At 73.1% G+C, this 22610-nt stretch carries 20 protein-coding genes and 1 pseudogene; 8 read left to right on the top strand and 13 right to left on the bottom strand.

Annotated features, from left to right (window positions below):
• Nucleotides 1–7 precede the first annotated feature (7 nt).
• The 10 genes from fliE to AC1U7O_RS14025 all read right to left on the bottom strand — a co-directional run bounded on the left by fliE (nt 8) and on the right by AC1U7O_RS14025 (nt 11128).
• On the bottom strand, nt 8–316 hold the full coding sequence (fliE, locus tag AC1U7O_RS14070) for a flagellar hook-basal body complex protein FliE (protein WP_479895452.1): 309 nt from the start codon (nt 314–316) through the stop codon (nt 8–10).
• Nucleotides 317–426: 110 nt separating this feature from the next.
• Nucleotides 427–858, bottom strand: a complete 432-nt coding sequence (gene flgC, locus AC1U7O_RS14065) for a flagellar basal body rod protein FlgC (RefSeq protein WP_479895451.1) — start codon at nt 856–858, stop codon at nt 427–429.
• 17 nt (nt 859–875) lie between these two features.
• Nucleotides 876–1280 (bottom strand): flagellar basal body rod protein FlgB, encoded by a 405-nt coding sequence (gene flgB / locus AC1U7O_RS14060; RefSeq protein WP_479895450.1) that lies wholly within the window; start codon nt 1278–1280, stop codon nt 876–878.
• A complete protein-coding gene (locus AC1U7O_RS14055) occupies nt 1277–2704 on the bottom strand; it encodes a sigma-54-dependent transcriptional regulator (protein ID WP_479895449.1) in 1428 nt (475 codons plus the stop codon). Before AC1U7O_RS14055 ends, flgB begins: the two co-directional genes overlap by 4 nt.
• Nucleotides 2686–3951, bottom strand: coding sequence for a two-component system sensor histidine kinase NtrB (locus tag AC1U7O_RS14050; protein ID WP_479895448.1), 1266 nt, complete (start codon nt 3949–3951; stop codon nt 2686–2688). The genes AC1U7O_RS14055 and AC1U7O_RS14050 overlap by 19 nt, the downstream gene beginning before the upstream one ends.
• Nucleotides 3929–6112: a tetratricopeptide repeat protein gene (locus AC1U7O_RS14045; protein ID WP_479895447.1), complete on the bottom strand. Its 2184-nt coding sequence runs from the start codon at nt 6110–6112 to the stop codon at nt 3929–3931. The genes AC1U7O_RS14050 and AC1U7O_RS14045 overlap by 23 nt, the downstream gene beginning before the upstream one ends.
• A gap of 151 nt (nt 6113–6263) precedes the next feature.
• Nucleotides 6264–7670: a sigma-54-dependent transcriptional regulator gene (locus AC1U7O_RS14040; RefSeq protein WP_479895446.1), complete on the bottom strand. Its 1407-nt coding sequence runs from the start codon at nt 7668–7670 to the stop codon at nt 6264–6266.
• Nucleotides 7671–7977: 307 nt separating this feature from the next.
• Entirely contained in the window at nt 7978–9741 is a 1764-nt protein-coding gene (locus AC1U7O_RS14035; protein ID WP_479895445.1) for a CsgG/HfaB family protein, read from the bottom strand.
• Entirely contained in the window at nt 9738–10040 is a 303-nt protein-coding gene (locus AC1U7O_RS14030; protein ID WP_479895444.1) for an EscU/YscU/HrcU family type III secretion system export apparatus switch protein, read from the bottom strand. The genes AC1U7O_RS14035 and AC1U7O_RS14030 overlap by 4 nt, the downstream gene beginning before the upstream one ends.
• On the bottom strand, nt 10037–11128 hold the full coding sequence (locus AC1U7O_RS14025) for a flagellar hook-length control protein FliK (RefSeq protein WP_479895443.1): 1092 nt from the start codon (nt 11126–11128) through the stop codon (nt 10037–10039). The genes AC1U7O_RS14030 and AC1U7O_RS14025 overlap by 4 nt, the downstream gene beginning before the upstream one ends.
• 260 nt (nt 11129–11388) lie before the next feature.
• On the opposite strand from AC1U7O_RS14025, the gene AC1U7O_RS14020 reads away from it, so the two are divergent.
• On the top strand, nt 11389–11841 hold the full coding sequence (locus AC1U7O_RS14020) for a bactofilin family protein (RefSeq protein ID WP_479895442.1): 453 nt from the start codon (nt 11389–11391) through the stop codon (nt 11839–11841).
• Between the two features lie 21 nt (nt 11842–11862).
• Nucleotides 11863–12138, top strand: coding sequence for a hypothetical protein (locus tag AC1U7O_RS14015; protein ID WP_479895441.1), 276 nt, complete (start codon nt 11863–11865; stop codon nt 12136–12138).
• Here the strand turns inward: AC1U7O_RS14015 and AC1U7O_RS14010 are convergent.
• Together AC1U7O_RS14010 and AC1U7O_RS14005 are read right to left on the bottom strand one after the other, a co-directional pair.
• Nucleotides 12113–12391: a hypothetical protein gene (locus tag AC1U7O_RS14010; RefSeq protein ID WP_479895440.1), complete on the bottom strand. Its 279-nt coding sequence runs from the start codon at nt 12389–12391 to the stop codon at nt 12113–12115. The two genes, AC1U7O_RS14015 and AC1U7O_RS14010, sit on opposite strands and share 26 nt — an antisense overlap.
• A 244-nt stretch (nt 12392–12635) precedes the next feature.
• Nucleotides 12636–13562: pseudogene (locus AC1U7O_RS14005) on the bottom strand (IS110 family RNA-guided transposase); the annotation flags it as partial.
• A gap of 426 nt (nt 13563–13988) precedes the next feature.
• Here AC1U7O_RS14005 and AC1U7O_RS14000 point away from each other — a divergent pair.
• The 5 genes from AC1U7O_RS14000 to AC1U7O_RS13980 all read left to right on the top strand — a co-directional run bounded on the left by AC1U7O_RS14000 (nt 13989) and on the right by AC1U7O_RS13980 (nt 20640).
• The gene (locus tag AC1U7O_RS14000) at nt 13989–16037 is read left to right on the top strand and encodes a sigma 54-interacting transcriptional regulator (RefSeq protein WP_479895439.1); all 2049 of its coding nucleotides are present in this window, start codon (nt 13989–13991) and stop codon (nt 16035–16037) included.
• A gap of 196 nt (nt 16038–16233) precedes the next feature.
• On the top strand, nt 16234–17367 hold the full coding sequence (locus AC1U7O_RS13995) for an ABC transporter permease (RefSeq protein WP_479895438.1): 1134 nt from the start codon (nt 16234–16236) through the stop codon (nt 17365–17367).
• A gap of 2 nt (nt 17368–17369) precedes the next feature.
• Entirely contained in the window at nt 17370–18152 is a 783-nt protein-coding gene (locus tag AC1U7O_RS13990) for an ABC transporter ATP-binding protein (protein WP_479895437.1), read from the top strand.
• Complete coding sequence (locus AC1U7O_RS13985; RefSeq protein WP_479895436.1) at nt 18149–19102, top strand: efflux RND transporter periplasmic adaptor subunit; 954 nt, start codon at nt 18149–18151, stop codon at nt 19100–19102. The genes AC1U7O_RS13990 and AC1U7O_RS13985 overlap by 4 nt, the downstream gene beginning before the upstream one ends.
• Entirely contained in the window at nt 19099–20640 is a 1542-nt protein-coding gene (locus tag AC1U7O_RS13980; RefSeq protein WP_479895435.1) for an efflux transporter outer membrane subunit, read from the top strand. The genes AC1U7O_RS13985 and AC1U7O_RS13980 overlap by 4 nt, the downstream gene beginning before the upstream one ends.
• Here the strand turns inward: AC1U7O_RS13980 and AC1U7O_RS13975 are convergent.
• The gene (locus tag AC1U7O_RS13975; protein WP_479895434.1) at nt 20600–21193 is read right to left on the bottom strand and encodes a nucleoside deaminase; all 594 of its coding nucleotides are present in this window, start codon (nt 21191–21193) and stop codon (nt 20600–20602) included. The two genes, AC1U7O_RS13980 and AC1U7O_RS13975, sit on opposite strands and share 41 nt — an antisense overlap.
• A gap of 162 nt (nt 21194–21355) precedes the next feature.
• On the opposite strand from AC1U7O_RS13975, the gene AC1U7O_RS13970 reads away from it, so the two are divergent.
• Entirely contained in the window at nt 21356–22582 is a 1227-nt protein-coding gene (locus AC1U7O_RS13970; RefSeq protein WP_479895433.1) for an endonuclease/exonuclease/phosphatase family protein, read from the top strand.
• Nucleotides 22583–22610: the final 28 nt, after the last annotated feature.

Genomic DNA, 22610 nt, shown 5'->3' with positions numbered 1-22610 from the left:
CACCCCGTCAGATCTGCATCCGCTGGATGTCTTCGTAGGCGCCCACGATCTTGTTGCGGACCTGCATCATGAGCTGGAAGCTCACGTCGGCCCGCTGGAGCGCGATCATCGTCTGGTGGAGGCTCTGGCTCTCCCCGCCCGCCAGGGCGTCCACCGCGCGGGCGGCCTCCAGTTGCGCCGCGTTGACCTCGGCGAGCGCCTCCTTGAGCAGGCCCTGGAAGCCCCCGCCGGCCGCCGCGCCGGCCGCGGGGCCGGTCGGCTGCGCGGCCGCCGCCGGGATCGTCGGCGTGATGGTTCCGATCCTGATCTCGTCCATGGATTCCTCCGGAGCGACTCCCTCTTCATCGCCGGCCTTCGGGGCGCAGCGTTCGGCCCTGCGCCCCGCTCAGCGGTCGACGATCCCTCGATCACCAACCGTCAAGGCGGCTACCGTCCGATCTCCAGCGCACGCAGCCACATCGAGCGGGCCGCCGTGATCGCCTGGACGTTGGCCTCGTAGGCCCGGTGGGCGGCCATGAGGTCCACCATCTCCTCCATCACGTTGACGTTGGGCATCTGGACGAAGCCCTCCTTGTCCGCGTCCGGATGCGTCGGGTCGTGGACCGCCTTGCCGGGACGGGGATCCTCCGTCACCTGCCGCACCGTCACGCCCGTGAGCCCGCCCAGCCCCTTGCCGCCCGCCCCGCCGGCCGGCGCGAGGGAGACCGGCGCGAAGATCACCTGCCGGCGCCGGTAGGGCCCGCCCTCCGGTGTGCTGGTGGACTGGGCGTTGGCGAGGTTGCTCGCGATGACGTTCAGGCGATGCCGCTGGGCGTCCAGCGCGGAGACCGAGATGGCGAGGCTGTCGGTGAGGTCCACGATCCCTCCTTGCGCGCCTACCGGACCTCGCGGATCGCCGCCAGCAACTGCTGGAACCGCATGGCGACGATCGCGGCGACCGCCTGGTAGTGCAGCGCGTTGTCGGCGAGCTTGGCCAGCTCGCGCTCCAGGTTGACGGTGTTGGCGTCGGGGCCGGTCTCGCCCGCCGGCGACTCGACGACGGGCGCGTCGGGCCCGCCCGCGGGCCCGACGGCGGTCAGGTGCCGCGCGTGGGTGACCGCGAGCCGCGACGCCGGCGTCGCCCGCCGCGCCGCGGCGAAGGCCTCGCGGAAGCGCAGGTCCTTCGCCCGGTAGCCGGGCGTCTCCTCGTTGGCGAGGTTGGCGGCGATCACCCGGTGCCGGGCCGCGCGCAAGTCCAGCGCCCGCTCCAGGCGGGCCATGGTCGCGTCGAACAGCGTCATCGGCCCCCTTCGCTCGGCCGCGCGGCGGCCGTCTCCGCGGCCGCCGCGAGTTGCCGGTACTCGCGCAGCTTGTTGCGCAGCGTGCGGACGCTGATACCCAGCCGCTTGGCCGCGTGCGTCCGGTTGCCCTTGAGGTCCTCCAGGGTCCGGACGATCAGGGCCCGCTCCATCTCCCACAGCGACGGGCCGGCCGGCGGCGGCGCGGGAGCGGCGGGGGACGCGGCGGGCGCCGCGCCGACCGACGCCCCCTCCCCCGGCAGGTGCTCGGGGCCGATGGGGCCGCCCCCCGCCAGCAGCACCGCCCGCTCCATCGCGTTCTCCAGCTCGCGGACGTTGCCCCGCCAGGGGCGCGAGGCCAGGTCGAGGAGCGCGGCTTCCGTCAGAACGGGCACGGGCAGGCCGTTCCGCGCCGCGCAGGCGGCGACGAAGTGCCGCGCCAGGACGGGGATGTCGGCCGGCCGCTCCCGGAGCGGCGGCAGGGCGATCGGAAAGACGTTGAGCCGGTAGTAGAGGTCCTCGCGGAAGCGGCCCTCCTCGACCTCCCGGCGCAGGCTGCGGTTCGTCGTCGCGATCACCCGGATGTCCACGCGCACCGGCTCGCGGCCGCCGACGCGGTCCACCGTCCGCTCCTGCAGCACCCGCAGCAGCTTGGCCTGGAGCCCGATGTTCATCTCGCTGATCTCGTCGAGCAGGATGGTGCCGCCGTGGGCCAGCTCGAACTTGCCGGCCTTCCGCCCCAGCGCGCCGGTGAAGGCGCCGCGCTCGTGGCCGAACAGCTCGCTCTCCAGCAGGCCGTCCGGGAGGGCGGCGCAGTTGACCGCGACGAAGGGGCCCCGCGCCCGCGGGCTGCGGGCGTGGATGAAGCGCGCGAGCAGCTCCTTGCCGGTGCCGCTCTCCCCGGAGAGCAGGACGGTCACCGCGCTCGCCGCGACCGTCTCCGCCGCGCCGAGCGCCCGCGCCATGGCCGGGTCCTCGCCGAGCAGGGGACGCGCCCCCTCCCCGCCGGCCGGCGCCGGGTCCGCGGCCTCCAGGCCCGCGAGGATGCGCTCCAGCGCCTCGGCGGCGAAGGGCTTCAGCAGCACGTCGCTCGCCCCCTGCTTCATGGCCTCGACGGCCGTCTCCACCGTCCCGTAGGCGGTCATGACGACGACCGCCGTCCGCGGCGACCGCCGCTTGATCTCGCGGAGCACGTCCAGCCCCCCGAGGTGCGGCATCCGCAGGTCCGTCAGCACGAGCCAGGGACGCTGCTCCCCGAGCCGATCCAGCGCCTCGCGCCCGTCGGCAACGGAGTCGGCGCCGTAGCCGTTGCGCCGCAGAGACTCGGTGAGCGCCGCCCTCATGGTCGGCTCGTCGTCCACCACCAGCACGGAGCGGCTCCCGCGCGCGGAGCCCGTGAGCGGGGACGTCATCGGCTGTGCGTACATAGGGTCTCCTCGATCGGTCGGCCCGTCGGTCGCCCCCCGGCCGTCTTGGCGAGGGACGGACCGCCCGGCAGGAACAGGGTGAAGGTGCTGCCGCGGCCGACGGCGCTGTCCACCTCGACACGCCCGCCGTGGCCCTCGACCACCGTGTGGACGACGGCGAGCCCCAGGCCGGTGCCCGCCTCCCTGGTGGTGAAGAAAGGATCGAAGATCCGCGGCAGCACCTCGGGCGGGATGCCGGCGCCCGTGTCGGCCACGGACAGCCGCAGCCAGCCGCCGTCGCCCTCCGGCCCGGGGGCCGGCGCGGCGGCGATCGTCAGCGTCCCGCCGTCGGGCATCGCCTGCGCCGCGTTGAGGACGAGGTTCACCAGGACCTGCGTGAGCTGCCCCCGATCGCCCCAGAGCCGCTCGGCGCCGGGGGCGATCGCCAGCGAGACGGACAACGGCGGGCGGGAGAGACCGTGCGCCGCGAGCGAGAGGGCGTCGCGCACGAGCGCGGCGGTGTCGTGCCGGCCCGGACGGGGGCGGGCGGGCCTCGTGTAGCCGAGGAGGTTGGCAAGAACCCCCTCCATCGCCTCCACCGCCACCCCGATCTGCTCCGCGTACCGCCGCCGCTCCGGGTCGCGCGCCAGGTCGCGCCGCAGCAGCGAGGTGAAGAGCGCCACGCTCCCGAGCGGGTTACGGATCTCGTGGGCGATGCGGCTCACCATCTCGCCCATCGCCGCCAGCCGGCTCCGCCGCTGACACTGCTCCTCCAACTGGCGCAGGACCGAGATGTCGTGCAGGAGCAGGAGCCCGCCGGTGACCGGGCCGTCCCCGTCCCGGAGCACGGCCCGCCCCAGGGAGAGGGCGGCGCCGTTGGGCGCGGTCAGCGGATAGGCGGCGCCGTCCAGGCCGGCCTCCTCCAGGACCGCCTCGAGGCGGCGCCCCAGGAGGCGGTCGCGGCCGGTCGCCAGCAGCCGTTCGGCCGCCCCGTTGCACCGAAGGATCGTCCCGGCGCCGTCCGTCACGATTACGCCGGTGGTGAGGGATTCCAGCACGGCCTCCAGGTGGGTCCGCATCTCCTCCCGTTCCCGGAGGTTGGCCTGGAGGGCCTCGTTGGTCTCGGCCAGCTCCAGGTCCAGGCGCTCCACCCGCGCGCGCAGCGCCCGGTAGGCCTCCTCCACCGTCCCCGCGGCCCGGTCGAAGCTGCGGAAGGCCCGCTGCAACAGGCGCAGGCTCGGCTGATCAGTCTCGACGCGGTCCGTCATCTCGACCTCCTCCCTCGTGCAGGTCCGCCGCCGCGGCGAGCGCCAGGCGCGCCGTCACGGGGTCGGCCGCCTCGGACAACAAGGCGTCCAGCGCGACCTCGGCGGAGGCGCGGTCGCCCCGCGCGCGATGGATCCGCGCGATCTGCCACCGCGCCCAGTCCGCGCCCGCGCCGGCCGGGTCCGCCTGCAGCGCCCGCCCGTACCGCGCCAACGCCGCCTCGCCCCGTCCCGCCGCGGCCAGCAGGTCCGCGTACCGGAGGAGCGCAGCCGGCTCGACCAACGCTCCCGCCCGCTCGGCCTCGTCGTAGCGCCGGAGGCCCCTCTCCCGCTCCCCGGCCTCGACCAGGGCCCGCGCGGAGAGCGCGAGCACCAGCGGACGCGCGGGGTCGTCCGGGTAGCGCGCCAGCCACCGGTCGCAGGCCGCGGCCGCCGCCGCGGGGTCGCCGGCGTCCAGCGCGGCCTCCGCGAGGAGCCGGAGCACCTCCGGCGTCCGTCGGCCCAGCGGATACTGGATGCGGTACCGGTCGAACACCTGGCGGGCGGCCCGGAAGTCTCCCTGGCCCACGTAGGCCGTGCCGAGCCCGAGCAGCGCCTCCTCGCGCCAGGTCTGGGCCCCGCGATCCTTCAACGTCGCCTGGTAGAGCCGCACCGCCTCCGACAGCCATCCCACGCGGCGGGAGGCGTCCGCGAGCCGCAGCAGCAGGTCGCCGCCGGCGAAGACCCGCTCCGCGAAGACGCCGAGGCGGCGGGCGAGCGTGAGCGCGGCCAAGTCCTCGCCGCGCGCCAGGGCGAGCCGGATCTCCGGCTCGAGCAGGGCCGCGAACCGCCGGCTGCCGCGCTCGGGCCAGGGGTCGTCCGGCACGCGGCCCGCGCGTTCCAGCAGTTCCTCGTAGGTCCGGCCCGCGGCCTCGCGGTCTCCCTCCACTTGCTGTTGTGCGGCGAGGTGGAAGAGGGCTTCGCTGCCGAGCACGAGATCGCGATGGGCGTCGGCCGTCTCCCGGAGCAGGCGTCGCTGCCGCACCGGGTCGAGGTCCGGCACCGGCCCCGCGCCCACCAGCGCCCGCACGGAGCGGCGCAGCGCCTGCTCGGGGTCGGCCGCGAGGAGGTCCTGGCCCAGCTCCGCGAGCCGCAGGCGGGCCAGCGCCTCGCCGAGGGTGCCGGGGTGCCGGGCGGCGGCCAGGTCGTAGAACCGGGCGGCGCGGACCGGGTCCCCTCCGCGGCGGAAGCTGTCGCCGATCGAGACGAGCATCTCCGGGGCCGCGCCGCTCCGCGGCCGCAGGTTGTAGGCGAGGAGGTAGAGGCGCCGGCCCCGCTCGTCCAGCCCCAGCTCCATGGCCAGCCCCGCGTAGCGCAGCAGGGAGCCCGGACGCCGCTTGAGGAAGTCCGGCCAGCGGTCCAGGACCGTCCGATAGAGCGCTTCCGCCTCGACGGGCCGCCGCGCCGCCGCGAGCACGTCGGCCAGCCAGAGGGTGGCGTAGGAGAGCAGCGTCTCGTCCTGCGTCCGCCGGCGGAGCTGTGCGAGGGCGCGCTCGGCCTCGGGGAGCTTCCCCCCCTCGACGGCGTTCACCGCGAGGCCCAAGAGCGCCCGATCGGCGTCGGGCCCCTCCGGCAGCTCGGCCAGCGCCCGCTCGTAGGTGCCCTGCGCCTCGACCCGCAGGCCGAGCGCCGCGTAGAGGTCGCCGATCCGCCAGCGGGCGCGCCGGCCGTTGGGGGTGTCGGGCAGCTCTTGGGCCAGCGCGCGGTAGGCGTCGATGGCCGTCGTCAGCCCGGTCGGCCCGGGCCGCTCCGCGACCTGGATCTCGGCGAGGAAGGCCCGGGCCGCGCTGGCCGTCGGCCCGCTCGGTTGCCCCTTGAGCACCTGCGCGAAGGCGGCGCGTGCTAAGGGGAGGCGGCCGCGGCGGTACGACTCCACGCCCTGCGCGAAGCGCTCCGCGTCGGGACCGTCGAGGGGCGACTCGTCGCGCGGCCCCCCGTCGGGAAGGTCGGGAAGGGTGTAGCCGTCCGGCGCGGTCTCCCCGGGGGGCCGCTGGGCTGGCGCGGGCGAACCGCCGGCCGGGGACGGCGCCGGGACCGCGACGCAGGGCGCCGCCGCCAGCAGGGTCACGGTCAGGCTGGTGAGCAAGGTTTGCCGCATCACGGCAAGGTGGGCAGCAACTTCCATGCCCCTCGCATTCCGGCGGCGCGCGGCGGAAGCGGCCGGGATTCCGGCCGGTTGAACGTGGGGCGGACGGGACGGAGCAGGACGAACGCCCGGCGGTGATGGACGGCTTGACGCCCCGGTCAATCGCTTGACGGCCGGAGCGCGCGCGGGGTCAATTCAGGTGCTGATCGGCGAGCCGCGCGTCGAGCCCCTTGCGCTTGAGCTTCTCGACGAGGGTCGTGCGGTTCAGGTGCAGGAGCTGCGCGGCCCGGCTCGTGACGCCCTTGGCCCGCCGCAGGGCCTCGATGATGAGCCGGTTTTCGAACTCTTCGATCTCGCGCATGAGGTGGACGCCCTCCTCGCCGATCGCGGTAGGCGCGGCGGCGGCGCGGGGGGCGGGGGCGCAGCGGCGGATCGCCTCCGGCAGGTCGTCGGGGGTGATGGTCCCGCTCCGCTTGAGGATGACGATCCGCTCCATCAGGTTTTCCAGCTCGCGGACGTTGCCCGGCCAGGTATAGCGGGTCAGGAGATCCAGCGTCCCGGGCTCCAGGCCGCCGACGGTCGTGCCCTTGGTGTCGTTGAACCGGCGGATGAAGTGGTCCGCCAGGACGGGCACGTCGCTCAACCGCTCGCGGAGCGGCGGGATCGTCACGGGGATGACGTTGAGGCGGTAGAACAGGTCCTTCCGGAACCGGCGCTCCGCCACCGCCTGCTCCAGGTCCTGGTTCGTCGCGGCGATGATCCGCACGTCCACCCGGATGGTGCGGCTCCCGCCCACGCGCTCGAAGGCCCGCTCCTGCAACACCCGCAGCAGCTTGACCTGGAGCGGCAGGCTCATCTCGCTCACCTCGTCGAGGAACAGCGTGCCGCCGTGCGCCAGCTCGAAGCGCCCCAGCCTGGTCGTCTGCGCGCCGGTGAAGGCGCCCTTCTCGTGGCCGAACAGCTCGGACTCCAGGAGCTGCTCGGGGATGGCGCCGCAGTTCACGGAGACCAGCGGCCGGTCGCGGCGGAGGCTGTTGACGTGGAGCATGCGCGCCACCAGCTCCTTGCCCGTCCCGCTCTCGCCCTGGATCAGCACCGTGCTGTCGCTGTCGGCGACCTTGCCGACGAAGGCCGCCACCTCGCGGATCGCCTCGCTCGTCCCCACGAACGAGTCGGCCCCGTACCGCTCCCGCACGGTCTGCCGGAGGAGCAGGTTCTCCCGCTTGAGCACCTGGAACTCGATCGCCTTCTTGAGCGTGAGCGCGACGGCCTCGACCTTTAGGGGCTTGGTGAGAAAGTCGAACGCGCCGGCCTTGAGCGCCTGCACCGCGCCCTCGATCGTCCCGTAGCCGGTCATGACGATGCAGGCCAGGTGCGCGTTGAGCCGGAGCGCCCGGTCGAGCACCTCCATCCCGTCCATGTCGGGCAGCCGGAGATCGGTCAGCATCGCCTGGACCGGCTCGTTGCGGACCGCCTTGATCGCCTCCCGGCCGTCCCCCACCGCCGTGACCAGGTAGCCTTCCTCCTCGCAGAGATCGCTCAACAGTTCCCGGATGCCCTCGTCATCGTCCACGACCACGACATGGGGTTGGCTCATGGGCTTTCCTCTCCGACAGGCTGACGCCCGGTCCGATAGGTGAGGTGCAGCGTCCCGATACCAACGGTCAAAGACGAGCTATATCGGACAGGTGATCCCCTGACAAGCGGGGATTTCTTGTCAGGGTTCTTGGGACAGCCGGCGGCTCAGGCAACTTCGACGCCAGACCGCTTGGCCGCTCGGACCATCGCGGGCGCGGTCGCGGACCCTGCCGAACACTCCCCCCGAAGTGGACTAGGGACTTTCACTCCACCCGCCCTCCCGGGCATATTTCCCTACGTGCAGCCCTCCCACTACGTATTGGGGTTCAGGGTTCCGCGGGACCGAGGGGCGTGATCAGGTTGAGCGCCGGCACGTCCTTGAGCAGGCGAAGCTGGGCCCGCACGCGCCAGACGCCCTCCGCCGGCCGGGGAGCGGGCCGGGCGGCCGCGCTCCAGCGGCGCACGGCCGCGGCGACCGCCTCCAGCGCCGCTTCGTCGAAGTCGCGGTCGCCGGAGCCGCCGAGCAGGCGCGGCGCCTCCGTGACGGAGCGGGCGCCCGGCTCCAGCGCCATCGTGACCGTCGCCGTCCGCTCGTTGCCCGGCCGGTAGCCGCGGCTCCACGGCCGCTCGACGACGGGCGGGTCCCAGGCTTCCTGAAGGAGCGACCGCAGCGCTTCGAAGTCCGTCGGTGGCTCGCCCCCCCGCCCGACCGATCCTCCCGCCGCCTGGCGCAACCGCGCGAGCGGGTCGTCGTCCGCCGCGTCGAGCCGCACCGTCGCCCGCTCCTTCGGCGTCGCGTGCACGAGGAGGACGGCCCGCGCGAGCGCGGCCGACTGTTCGGGGGCGAGGCCGGGCACCACCGCCTCCGCCTCGAGCACCCGCGCGACGTCCAGCCGCAGCCGGAGGTCGTCGAGCGGCCGCACCCACGCATCGAGCCGCCAGTCGCGCAGCCGCGAGTACAGCGCCAGCGTCCGGCCGTCCGCGGCCTGGAGCCGCAGGTAGAGCCGGCGCGGCGCGGCCATCGCCCGGACGAAGATGCGGCTCGTCTCCGGATCGGCCGAGAGCGACAGGGCCAGCCCGCCGGGCGCGTCGGGTGCCGGCTCGACCCGCCCGCCCAGCGCGCGCGCGGCCGCCGTCACCGCCTCCACGGCGGCGGGGTCGAGCCGGACCCGCACCGGCACGCGCAGCGTCACGGAGCCGTCCCGGCCCGGCTCCGTCCGCGCGGGCGACAGCTCCGCCGCCAGGCCGGCCCCGGCCAGCCGCTCGACCAGCCGCACGGCGACGCGCGCCCCGTCCGCGTCGCCGTCCGTCCGCACGAGGTCCTCGCCGCCCAGCCCGCGCAGGACCGCGACGTAGTTGTCCTTGGCTCGGGAAAACCCCGGATGGACGGCCAGGGCGCGCTCGTAGGATTCCATCGCCTGAAAGAGCTTGCCCTCCCGGGTCAGCGCCTCGCCGGTCTCGTTGGCCTTGGCGGCCGGCGCGAGGGCCTTGACCTGCTCCACGACGGTCTCGGTGCGGCGGTCCCCCGCGCCGGGGAAGAGCGTCGCGACCCGCGCTGCGAGCTCGGAGGCGGCGGCCGCCGCCTCGGCCTGAGGCGCTTCGGCCTCCGCCGTCCCGAGGACGGCTCCGCTTTCCACGCCGACGAGCTGCGCGTCGAGCCGCACACGCCCGTCGGCCGCGCTCACGCTGCCCGTGACGAGCACCGTCGCGCCGGCGAGCCGCCCGACGCGCACGGCCTGCTCGTCCGCCACACGGCCGGAGAGCTGCAGCGCCTGTTCGCGAACCACCTCTTCCAGCCTCCGGCGCTGGACCACCAGCAGCGAGGGATTGCGCGCCAGCGCCGCCACCAGCATGTCGGGCAGGCCGCCGCGCAGCCAGGCCAGATCCGGCAGACGCGCTCGGTCTTCGAAGGGCAGGACGGAGACGACGAGCGGCGACGGCAGGGCGGAGACCCCGGCGAGGGCCGCCTGGGCCCGGACGGACGCGGCGGGGGCGGGCCCGGCCGGGCCCGCCCCGGAGGGCGCGCAGGCCGCGGCGCAGAGCAGGGCGACGGCGGCGAGCCGGCGGGCGCGGCCGGGGGGCGGCGTCATGGATGCGGACCGCCCCGGCCGAGGCCGTGCGCGGCCTTCCATTCCCGGTTGCAGCGGTAGAGAAAGGCCAGGATCTCCGCCACCGCGCGGTAGAGCTCGGGAGGAATCCGCTCGTTCAGGTCGAGCTGGAGCAGGAGCTCGACCAGCGCGGGGTCCTCCCGGATGGGGACGCCGGCGGCGCGCGCGGCCGCGATGATCCGCTCGGCCGTGGCACCGCGACCGAGGGCGGTGACGCGGGGCGCCTCGTCCTCCCCGGCCCGGTACTCCAGCGCCGCGGCGCTCGGCCCCCGGTCCGTCATGCGCGTAGGCTCACCAGGCCCAGGTCGGGCAAGGGCACCGCCGGCAGGTCCGCGCCGGCGACCGTCGCCCGGTCCGCGACGGCGGCCGCGAGGCCGGCCACCGCGAACCCCTGCGCCTCCAGGCCGGCCCGGAGAGCGGGCAGCCGTTGCGCCAGCAACCGTTCGACCCGCGCCTCTTCCACGAACACCCGCACCCCGACGCGGGAGCCGGCGAGCTCCGCGGCGATCCGCACCGGCCCGAGACCGTCGAGGGCCAGCAGCAGCGTCAGCCCGAGGCGCCGGGCCCGTGTTCCCGCCCCGCCTCCCGCCTCCCGCGCCTCGACCCGCAGACGCGCGCTCGACGCCCCCGGCCAGTCCAGGAGCCACTCCAGGCAGAGGGGACCGCCCTCTTGGCCGCTCAGGGCGTTGAGGACCTGCGCCCGCTCGACGGAGTCGATCACGGCGTCGATCGCGGCCGACGGGCCGGCGGCGCCCCGGTCGGCCGGAGACAGACGCGACAGCAGGTCGAGCAGCCAGGCCTTGAGGGTCGGCTCGCCGTCCCCGTGCGGCGTCCCGCCCGCGGCCGTCAGGCTGCCGGCCAACTCCGCTTCGTGCTGTAAGCCGAGCGCACGGAGGGCGGCCCTGAGGTCCTCCGCGGTCGGCTCGCGGTCCGGCAGCCGCACCCTGGCGCGCAGCGCGGTCAGTTCGGCGGCGAGCCCGGCCGGCCCCGCGCCCGGCGCGGCGAGGAGCGCGGCCAGCAGACGATCCAGCGGCGGTCCGACGGACGCCTCCGCGGGCAGGAGGAGCCGGAGGAGCCGGGCGATCGCCTCGTCCGCCGGCGGCGCCGTGCCCGGCGCGGCCTCGGCCCCTCGCTCCACGCTCAACGCCGGCACCCCGTCAAGGAGGATCACGCGCGCCCGGAGCACCGCGCCCTCGGGCAGCGGCCCGACCTCCGATCGGGCGGTCAACGGCACTCCCTTGACGAGCAGGAGCACGCGGCCGTCTTCGCCGGTCGAGAGCACGAGGGCGCGCACGGACTCGCCGGGCGTGAGCGGGGGGCCGGCGGCCGGTCGGGCCGGCGACGAGAGGCCGGACAGGGCGGGTAGCATGCGATCCTCGACAGCAAGAGCTTCGCTCCTTATCGGACGGGCGCCCCAGGGACTTGAGTGTTACCGGTGCGGCGACCTCCTCCGGACCGTCAAGGTTCCGACGCGCGCCGGCCCGGCCGGTCAATCCCATGACAGCGCGGCGCGACGCCGGCGGCCATACGCGCTGGTTTTGAAGGCCCGGGCGGGGCCGGCGCCCGGCACGGCGGGCACGGTTCCTGCTGGGCCCGCAGGCAGCGGTTCACGCGTCGAGGGAGGAATCGATGAACCAGGGCGGACAGAGGCTGAGCCCAAGGCTGCTGCGGCCGGTCGGCGAGGAGGGCGGCGAGGCCCGCCGCCCGGCGCCGCCGCCGGAAGCCGGGCACCGCCCGCTCGTCGTCGGCAAGGGCGTGGCCTGTAGGGGCACGCTCCGGTGCAGGGGAACGATCCGCGTGGACGGCTCGGTCGAGGGCGAGATCCACGCCGGCGGCGCACTGCTCGTCGGGGAGGGCGCCGTGATCACGGCCCGCATCCACGCGGCCCTCGTGGTCAGCCGCGGCACGATCCACGGCGACATCACGGCACAGGAGAAGGTGGTGCTGCACGCGCCGGCCCGCCTGCTCGGGTCGGTCGAGGCACCGGTGCTCGCGATCGAGGAGGGGGCGGTCTTCACGGGACGCCTGATCATGGGAACGGTGACGGCCGGAGCGGAGGCTCAGGTTCGGCAGGCCCTGTGATCGAGCGGGAGGGGCACGGCCATGAAAGAGGACCCGCCGGTCTATTTCGACGTGCTGCAGGAGGTGGAGCGCCGGTCGCCCTGCACGCTGGATGAGCTCGTGCTGGCGCTCCCGCACTGTACGTGGAACCGCGTCTTTGCCGCCGTCGACTCCCTCAGCCGGGAGGGCTCCCTCTCGATCTGGCGCGGGCCGCGCGATCAATACCTCATCGCGCTCGCCAAGAGCCGCACCGTCGGCGCCTCAAGACACGCCCCCCGGCACAAGCGGCGGCTCAGCGGGCGACCGCCGTCCGCTTGACCGCCGACTTCACCGCCACGGGCGGCCGGCTCACCGCCGGCCGAACCGGCGCCGCCGCTCCCCCCGTTCGCTGCCGAGTCGCCTCGCCAATCCCCTGCCAGGCCAACACCAGCCCCTGCCGGCGGATCTCATCGATCGGGGTGACCGGCTTGTCCTTTGACGTCACGGCCAAGGGCGCCTTCATCTCCTGGGACTTCCCCTTTGCCTTCCGGCTCTTCTGCTTGAGCGACTGCTTGCCTCCCTGACCACCCATGCGCGCCTCCCATGAATAGGGCCTCTGTCAACAGTCAACACGAGGCCCTGGTGATATATAGATGGACCGTTAACCTCCCATGCGGGCTCTGGTCGCCTGTCTGCCGACAGGCAGGCCCAACCTTCCGGTGCAAAGACAGCCGCCCAATCTCCAGAACGAGGTGCGTGCCTCAAGGCATATGCGGACTCACTGCCTGTGCCTGTCCATCCGGGTGAGACAACCTGGCCCGACCGTCGTTCGCCCGCTACGCCGTCGCGGGCTCGAGCTTGCGCGGGTCATAGGGTTGGCCCGACTTCAGCACGCCATAGGCTGTGGGCAGCAGCTTCCGCGCGAGGGCCACCACCGCGATCTTCTTCCCGCGTCGCCGCATGACCTGGGTAAAGAACTGCTGGAGCGGTTTCGCCCCCTGGCTCTTCATCCGGACCACGGTGTGGGCACACTGCAGCAAGACGCGCCGGACCTCCCCCCGCCCATCGCGATTGATCCGTCCGAGTTGCCGAACCGCCCCGCTTTGATAAATGGTGGGGGCCAGCGCCCCATAGTTGGCCACCGCCTTCTGGTCATCAAACCGCCGGGCCTCATCGAGCGCGCTCACCAGGACGCGGGAGGCCACCGGCCCGATGGCCGGGACGCTCTCGAGGAGGGAACAGCGCGGCTCCTCGATCGCCACCAGCCGCTGGGTGAGTTGCTGCTCGGCCGCCACCAGCGCCGCGATGCTCGTCATGAACGTCTCAAGGATCAGCCGTAGCGGGGCGCTCACCGGGAGCCGCGCCACCTGCTCCCGCCAGGCGGCCCCCGCAAAGAACTGCTCCGGCAACCGATGCCCTTCTTGGTACACGTAGCCCCGGATCGTATTGATCAACGCGATCCGCTTGCGCTGCAGTTGCTGCCTGGCACTGACGAGTTCGCGCAGCTCGCGCACCGGCCCCTCCACGACATGCACAGCCCGCGGCAGCAGCCCCGCTCGCGCCAATTCCGCCAGCTTCTTCGCGTCCACCCGATCGGTCTTGCCCCGACTCTCGGTGATCCACTTCACCTCGTTCGGGTGCACCACATGGACCTGGACCCCGTCCAGCTTCTTCAACGTCTCCGCGATCCACTTCAGCTGATTCCCGGCCTCGAAGGCGACCAGCTTGGGGCCGGCGCCCACCTGTCGCAGCAACGTCCGGAGGCCCGCCCGAGTGGCCGGCTATTCTCCCGCATAGACCCGCTGCTTCCGTTCATTGACCGCATAGGCCACCAGGCTCTTGCCACTGACATCCAATCCGACATACACCATTGGTTGCCCCCTTTCGTTGGTGGTGATGGTTCACCCCTGACAGTCGGGCCTTCGTACCTCGACTGTCGACCAACGTAAAGGGGGCCCTATTCATAGAATCTCCTATAGCACGACGTCACGTTCCGGCGGACCCACCATCAAGAAAGTTGCGTATTCTACACGTCCGCCCATCCCGAGGTCAAACCGGCGAGGCCGACCGGGCCTCCCCGTCCCGCCCCGTTGCGGCGATGGTTCCGCAACCAACGGATATGCATGGATTCTCGACCCTGAAACTTCTTGGTTTCATAGGCCAGACCTCCTGTGCTACAGTGCCCAAATATGGGCATTTCCAGCGACGACGCGGTCTTGCTTGAAGTCCTGTCGGCCTTGATCGGCTCGCGGGGGCTCCGCGAGTTCGACCGGCGGCTGGCGCAGGAGCTGACCCACCGACTCGGGAACGATGTCACGGCGCTCTATCTCTACAGCCGCGAGCCGCACGTCTTCAGTCCGGTCTCCGAGTCCCTGCGCGATCCCGCCTCCCCGGGCTACCGGATCGCCCAGCTCCCCGCCGCCGGGACCCTGAAGGAAGCGGCGGTCCTGGCGGGCCGGGCGCTTCGTTGCGCCGATCCCGCGACGGCCCCCTGGACCGAATGCCGCGCCGCGCGGGAGGCCGGCATCGCCGTGTCGTCGCTCCTCGTCGCCCCCCTGGTCCTGCGCGGCGAGCAGCCGGACGACGCCCCGCGCACGATCGGCACCCTCGTCGTCCTGACGCTTAAGCCGCGCGCGCCGCTCGGCGAGGAGGCCCGGACCTTCCTCGATGCGCTCGCGGAGCGGCTGGCTCCCCTGCTAAAGACCGTCATGGCCTCGGAGGAGCGGGACGCGCTGACGGCCCTGGCGAGCCGCGTGGTCGTCGGCCGGGTCACGCTGGGCAGCCTGATGCCGACCGTCGAGGACCTGCTGCAACGGATCATCCCCCACGAGATGAAGGGCCTGGTCCGCTTCATCGCCGACGCGCGGGGGCCGTGGTTCGAGCCGATCCACATCGACGGTTTTCATCTCGACCTGGAGCCCCTGCGGCAGTACCCCTTCGAGCGCATGGCGCCGGCCGAGATGCTGGCGACGGGCCGGCCCGTCCTGATCACCGGGGGTGCCCAGGAGCGGTTTCCGGAGGGGCCGCACTTCGAATCCCTCGGCGTCCTCTCCGCCATGCTCTGCCCGCTGTCGGTCCAGGGGCGGCCCTACGGGTTTCTCGCGCTGGGCAGCCGACGGCGCAACGCCTTCTCCGAGCGCGACCTCGCGATCGCCGAGCAGGTGGGCCACCACCTGTCGCAGGCGATCGCCAACCTGGAGGCCTACGAGGAGATCCGCTCGCTGAAGGACCAGCTCGAGCGCGAGAACGTCTACCTGCGGGAGGAGATCGGGGCGACGCTGGACTTCAAGGAGCTGGTGGGGGAGAGCCCCTCCCTGCGCCGGACGCTCAGGGCCATCGAGCAGGTCGCGCCGACGGACTCCACGGTGCTGATCACCGGCGAGACGGGGACGGGCAAGGGCCTGGTCGCGCAGGCCATCCACCGGCTGTCGCCGCGGCGCGACCGCCCCTTCATCAACGTCAACTGCGCCGCGCTGCCGCCCTCGCTGATCGAGACCGAGCTGTTCGGCCACGAGAAGGGAGCCTTCACGAGCGCGGTGAGCCGGAAGATCGGCCGCTTCGAGCTCGCGGACGGCGGCACGATCTTCCTGGACGAGGTCGGCGAGCTGCCGCTCGACGCCCAGGCCAAGCTGCTGCGGGTCCTCGAATCCCAGGAGATGGAGCGGCTCGGCGGCACCCAGACCATCCGGCTGAACGTCCGCGTGCTCGCCGCGACGAACCTGGACCTGGACCGGGCGGTGCGCGCGGGAGCCGTCCGGCCGGACCTCTTCTACCGGCTCAAGGTCTTTCCCATCCACGTCCCGCCGCTCCGGGAACGCCCGGAGGACATCCCGGCCCTCGCCCGCCACTTCGTCCGCAAGTACGCGGCCCGCCATCGCAAGACGATCACGCGCCTCACGACCGGCGCGCTGCGCGCCCTGACCGCCTACGGCTGGCCCGGCAACGTCCGCGAGCTCGAGCACCTGATCGAGCGGGCGGTCATCCTCGCCCCGGGTCCCGAGATCGGCCTCGACGCGCTCGAGGGCGAGCTGGTCCAGCCCGGCGCGGGGCCGGACCGTCCGGCCGGGGCCGGTCAGCCGGCGACGCTGGCCGACGTCGAGCGGGCCCACATCCTCGCGGTGCTCGCCCAGACCAACTGGGTCGTCGCAGGCCGCCACGGCGCCGCCGCGCGGCTCGGCCTCAAGCGGTCCACGCTCCAGCATCGGATGAAGAAGCTCGGCATCGCGCGGCGCGGCTGAGACGATCCCGCCAGACCGCCCCCGGTGCCGACATGCAGGCGGGCGCGCCCGTGGGCGGGCACGCCCTGGAGCCGCCGCCGCGCCTCCACCCGAACGTCGCTCGATTTTTTCAGCCTTTCCGAACGGTTGCCTCGCGGCGACGCCGAGGGGGCCCGGCACCGGACCTGCTTGTGCTGGACGCAGCGGAGGGGTCCCCATGGCCTACGTGGCCCTCAAGATGTTGTTCGGCGACCGGGCGAAGTACCTGATGCTGCTCTGCGGCCTGTCGTTCGCCGTCATGCTGATCGTGCAGCAGGGCTCGATTTTCTGGGGCCTGATGATCTGGTCGCAGTCCGGCATCACCAACCTGAACGTTCCCATCTGGGTCGCGGACCCCAACATCAGCCAGGTCGAGGAGGTCAAGCCGATCGCGGACACGAGCGTCGAGCGCGTCCGGAGCGTGCCGGGCGTCGAGTGGGCGGTGCCCCTGTACAAGGGCGTGCTGCGGGCGCGGCTCGCCAGCGGGGAGTACCACCGCATCTCGCTCGTCGGGCTGGACGCGGCCACGCTCATCGGCCGGCCCGCCCGGCTCCTTCAGGGCGACATCGAGGAGCTGCGCACGCCCGACGCGGTCGTCGTGGACCAGTGGGCCGTGGAGCGGATGGGCGGGCCGGGGGTCATCACGGTCGGCTCGGTCTTCGAGATCAACGACAAGAAGGCGCGCGTCGTCGGCATCGCCAGGACGCAGAAGGACTTCCAGAACATCCCGGCCGTGTACACGACCTTCGAGCGGGCCGTGGCCTACGCCCCGCCGGAGCGGCGGACGCTCTCCTACGTCCTGGCCAAGCCGCGCGACGGCGAGCCGATCGAGGCGGTGACCCGGCGCATCGCGGAGCAGACCGGGCTCGGCGCCTTCACCGCCGAGGAGTTCGGGGAGAAGACCATCCTCTGGGTGCTCAGGAACACGGGCATCGGGATCAACTTCGGCACGACGATCGTGCTGGGCTTCATCGTCGGCATGGCCATCGCCGGCCAGACCTTCTACCTGTTCACGGTCGAGAACCTGCGGCAGTTCGGCGCGCTCAAGGCCATGGGCGCCCGGACGCGCACGCTCGCGCGCATGATCCTGCTCCAGGCCTTCACGGTCGGGCTGATCGGCTACGGCGTCGGCGTGGGGCTCGCCACGCTCTTCGGCGTGCTCACGGCGAGCAAGGGCCAACTGCCCTTCGTGGAGACCTGGCCGCTCCTCGCCCTGGTCTTCATCGCGCTGCTGGGCATCTGCGCCGTCTCCGCAGGCATCAGCATCATCAAGCTGGCCCGGCTGGAGCCGGCCATCGTGTTCCGGGGGTGAGCGTGGCCGAGGAGCTCCAGACCGACCAAGCCGCCGCGCCGCCCCCCGCCGTCCGCGTGCGGGGCCTCATCAAGTCCTTCCCAGCCGGCGACCAGCGGATCGTCGTGCTCAAGGGCATCGACCTGGACGTGTACCTGGGCGAATTGCTGCTGCTCGTCGGCGAGTCGGGCGGGGGCAAGACCACGTTGCTCTCGGCGATCGCCGGCATCCTGGACATCGACGAGGGCGAGCTGGACGTGCTCGGCGTGCCGCTCCCCACGCTCTCCGGCGACCGGCGGACGCGGTTCCGGGGACAGACGATGGGCTTCGTGTTCCAGCAGTTCCACCTCCTGCCCGCGCTGACCGCGGCCGAGAACGTCGCGGTGCCGCTCTTGATCCAGGGGCTGTCGCGGGCCGAGGCCCTGAAGCGGGCGCGGGCCCTGCTGGAGCAGGTGGGGCTCGGCGACCGGACGGAGTTTGTGCCTTCCGGCCTCTCGGGGGGCCAGCAGCAGCGGGTGGCGATCGCGCGGGCGCTCGTCTCCGAGCCGCGCCTGCTCATCTGCGACGAGCCGACGGCGGCGCTCGACGGCGAGAACGGCCAGAAGGTCATGGCGATCCTCCGGGAGGTCGGCCGCTCGCCGGACCGCGCGGTCATCGTCGTCACGCACGACAGCCGGGTGTTCCACTACGGCGACCGGATCGCCGAGCTGACCGACGGCCGGATCGTCGGCATCCGCGACGCGCCCCAAACGCCGCTGCACCCGACGTGGGGAGCCGCAGCCCCAGGGAGGACGGATTCTCGATGATCCTGCTGAAACGCCTCAGCCTCTGGCTCGCGCTGGCGGGGCTGGCCTTCACCATCACCGTCCTGGCCGCCTCCCGCCAGAAGGAGCCGATGCCCCCGCTCCTGGAGCCGCCCCCCCGGAGCCCCTACGCCTACACGGTCGCCGCCGCCGGCATCATCGAGGCGGTGAACGAGAACGTCCGCATCGCGCCGCCCGTCCCCGGCCTCGTCACGAAGGTCTTCGTCGCGGTGGGCGACCGGAAGACGGCGGGCGACCCGTTGTTCCAGCTCGACGACCGGGAGCTCCGCGCCCAGCTCGGCTCGCGGCAGGCGGCGCTCCCGCCGGCTCGGGCGCGGATCGAGGAGCAGCGGCACCGGGTGGAGGACCTGGAGGTGCAGTACAAGCGGCTCAAGGCCGTCCACGACCGCCGCGCGGTCAGCGAGGACGACCTCAAGAAGACCTGGTACGCGCTGGAGATGGCCCGGCGGGCGCTCACACGCGCGGAGGCGGACCTGGAGCTGGCGGTCGCGCAGCGGGACGAAACGAAGGCGGTGCTCGACCGGCTGACCGTCCGTGCGCCCCGCGACGGCGCGGTGCTCCAGGTCAACGTGCGCGCGGGCGAGTACGCGCAGCCGGGCGCCGCCGAGCCTCTGATGATCCTGGGCGAGACGGCCCGGTTCCAGGTCCGCGCCGACGTGGACGAGGTCAACGCGCCGCTCGTCGTGCCGGGCAGCCGCGCGACCGCCTACCTCAAGGGCTCCGCCTCGCGCGCGATCCCCCTGACCTTCGTCCGCATCGAGCCCTTCATCGTGCCCAAGAAGTCGCTCACGGGCGACAACACGGAGCGGGTGGACACGCGCGTGCTCCAGATCATCTACCGCTTCGAGCCGCCCGCCTTTCCCGTCTACGCGGGCCAGCAGGTGGACGTGTTCCTCGAGCGCCCCGCGCCGGAGCCGGAGGGCCGGCCATGAGCCGCCGACGCGCGGGACGGCTCGGCCTCCTCGCCGTCCTGCCGGCCGCCCTCTCCGCCTGCTTGCAGGGCCCCGACTACCGCAAGCCGGAGCTGCCGGTCCCGCCCTCCTGGGACGCGGTGACCGCCGAGGCGGGCTCGCCCGGCACGACGGCCGCGCGGCTGCCCGAGGCCGATTGGTGGCGCGAGTTCCAGAACGAGGAGCTGACCGGGTTGATCGAGCGGGCGCTCGTCGCGAACCACGACGTCCGCCGGGCGGCCGCCCGCGTCATCGAGGGCCGCGCGACGACGGCCGCGGCCGGCGCGGGGCTCTACCCGCAGGTCAACCTCTCGGCCAGCTACCAGCACCTGGAGATTTCCAAGAACACGCTCGCCGGGCTCGGGCTCGCGTCCCCCCAGCGCATCGGCCCTCAGGTCTTCGCGACGCCGGGCGAGGGGTTCGACCTCTGGAACACCGCGGCCGACCTCCGCTGGGAGCTGGACCTCTGGGGCCGCATCCGGCGCGGGATGGAGGCGGCCTCCGCGGAGGCCGAGGGGCTGGAGCAGGACCATCGCGCGGTGGCCCTCGCGCTGATCGCCGACCTCGGGCAGGCCTACTTCCGGCTCCGCGAGCTGGATGAGCAGATCGCGATCGCGGAGCGAAACCTGGCGCTCCGCAAGGACCAGCTCGACATCATGCGCAGCCGCGCCTCGGTCGGGCTGGCCTCCGACCTGGACGTCACGCGCGCGGAGGTGCTGGTCTCGGAGAGCGCCGCGCAGATCCCCGACTTCCGCCGTCTCCGGGCGGTGGAGCTGCACCGGATCCAAGTGCTCTGCGGCGCCTCGCCCGGGACACTCACCCTGGAACCGAAGCCGCTGCGGGCGGTCGTCGTCCAACCGGAGATCCCGGTCGGGCTGCCTTCGCAGCTCCTGGAGCGCCGCCCGGACATCCTGCAGGCCGAGCGCTCGCTGATCGCCGCGAACGCCCGGATCGGCGAGGCCCGCGCCTACTTCTTCCCCGCCGTCTCGATCACGGGGCAGGGCGGCTTGCAGAGCGTCGAGTTCGCCGACTGGTTCAACGGGAACAGCCGGACCTTCACGATCGGCCCCTCGATCACGCTGCCGATCTTCCTCGGCGGGACGAACGTGGCACGGCTGGGCGCGGCCGAGTCGCGGTACGCGCAGATGCTAGAGCGCTACCAGCAGACGATCCTCGTCGCGTTCCGGGAAGTGGCCGACCTGCTCGTCGCGGTCCAGCGGCGGACGGAGCAGCGCGACCGCCAGCGCGAGCAGGTCGCCGCCGCGCAGACGGCCCTCTCGCTCGCCCAGACCCGCTACCGCGAGGGGCTGGTGAACTACCTCGACGTGCTGGAGGCGGAGCGGACGGTGCTGAACGCCGAGCTGGGCCTCGTGCAGACCGAGCGGGCCCGGCTGGCCGACATGGTGGGGCTGTTCAAGGCGCTGGGGGGAGGGTGGAGCCCGGCGACGGCCGGCGCGGAGCCGTCCACCACGGTCAGCCTCAGTACGGCACCCGGTGCGGCCGCGCCGCGTACTCCGTGAAGACTTTCCGCGCCTCTTCCGCCAGCAGCCGCGCCTCGGGCACCTTTCGTTGCGCGAAGGGCAGGCGGAGCTGCTCGTAGATGAACCGGTCGTCGAACCCGATCGCCGCCGCGTCGTCCACGCTGTTCGCGTAGTAGAGCCGATCCAGCCTCGCCCAGTAGACCGCGCCGAAGCACATGGGGCAGGGCTGCGCGCTCGCGAACAGCTCGCAGCCGGCGAGCGTGAAGCGGTCGAGCCGCCGGCAGGCGGCGCGGATCGCCTCCAGCTCGGCGTGGGCCGTCGGGTCCTTGCCCGCGATGACGCGGTTCCATCCCTCTCCGACGATCTCGTTCCCCCGGACGATGACCGCGCCGAAGGGCCCGCCGTCGCCCGCCTCCATGCCGCGACGGCTCAGCTCGATCGCGCGGCGCATGAAGCGCGCGGCGCGCGCGGGGTCGGCGGGCGCGCCGACCGCGGCCCCGAAACCCGGCCGCACCGGCTCCAGCATCCACACCAGGCCCGCGGCGAGCCCGGCCGTGAGCAGCCTCCGCCTGGTCGGTTCCGGTCGGTCCATGGGATCACCTCGCTGGACATTGAAGGAGTGGAAGATTGGGGAGCTTGAAGATAGGGGAAGAGTGAAGGACTGATCCCCAGGGATGGCATCCCTTTACTTCCAGGGGGGCTTTGCCTATCATCCGGCAGCACCCCGCGAGGGGAGGGCTCACGGAAGGACCCGATGGTTGCACGTTCAGGCTCCCGCCGGCGCTCGGCGCCGGCCCTGCTGCTCGTGCTGGCGGCGCTGGCCGCCGGCTGCGCGGCACCCACGCCCCCGCCCACCCCGCGGATTCCCTCGACGCCCGAGCCGGAGAGCTTCAAGGTCCTCACCTATAATACGCTCCATGGGCTCAACGTGGGCCGCTTGTGGGTGAAGCCCGGCGAGGCGCCCGAGCAGCGCGAGGCCCGGTTTCGCCTCCAGGTCAAGGAAATCGCCAGGGTCAAGCCGGCGGTCATCCTCCTGCAGGAGGTCAACCCGCTGCCCGACCGCGCCGAGGACTACGTCAAGGCGCTGGGCGAGGCCGGCCTGGCCTACACGCAGGTGCATCAGGTGGATGCCTGCGGGATCCGGCTCGCGCCGCAGGTGGCGCTGATCCCCGCCCTGAACAACGGGCTCGCCATCCTCGCCCTGGCCGAGCTCACGCTCGAAAAGGTCGAGGGGCTCAAGCTGAGCGGGCCGGGCTTCTGCGGCGACCGCGTCGGCTTCCAGCTCGGGGAGCTGCGCTACGCCCTGATCGCCTCGGTCACGAGTCCCAAGACCGGCAACCGGTACCTGATCGCCGACGTGCACCTGCATTCCGGGATCGAGGGGGACGGCTACCTGCTGCGGCGCCTCAACCAAGCCAAGGCCGACGGACGCCTGAAGCACGTGGACGACCTGGAGCGCGAGCTCGTCCAGGACCAGCGGGCCCGCATCGAGGAGCTGGACGTCCTGCTCGCGGAGCTGCGCCGGCTGAACGCCAACGGCGCCTACGCGACGGTCCTGATCGGCGGGGACTTCAACTTCGAGCCGGGCGACCCCGAGTACCGGGAGCTGGTCCGGCTGGGGCTGACCGACAGCTACACCCGCGCGGTCCACGACGGCGAGCTCGCCTCCTATGACCCGCGGTACGACGCGCTCACGGAGGAGGACGCCACGACGGTCCCCGAGGACCTCAAGCGGAAGCTGGTTCCCCTCTACGAAGAGGAGCGGGCGGCCATCGAGGCCGCCTACTTGGCCGACGTCCGCCGCCCGCGCCGCATCGACTTCCTGTTCACCCTGTCCACCCTGCCGCCGAGCTGCATCACGCAGGAGTTGTTCGGCGTCGAGCCGATCCCCGGGGGGGTACCCGGCTCGGACCACTACGGCGTGCTCAACACCTACACCTATCGGGGCGGCGTCTGCCCGGACCGGGCGACGCGGGAATGAGCGTCACGGGACCGGCGGCGGGCCGCGG

It is taken from the genome of Candidatus Nitrospira neuquenensis, from assembly GCF_979578155.1.
This window is presented reverse-complemented; position numbering and strand designations above follow the sequence as displayed.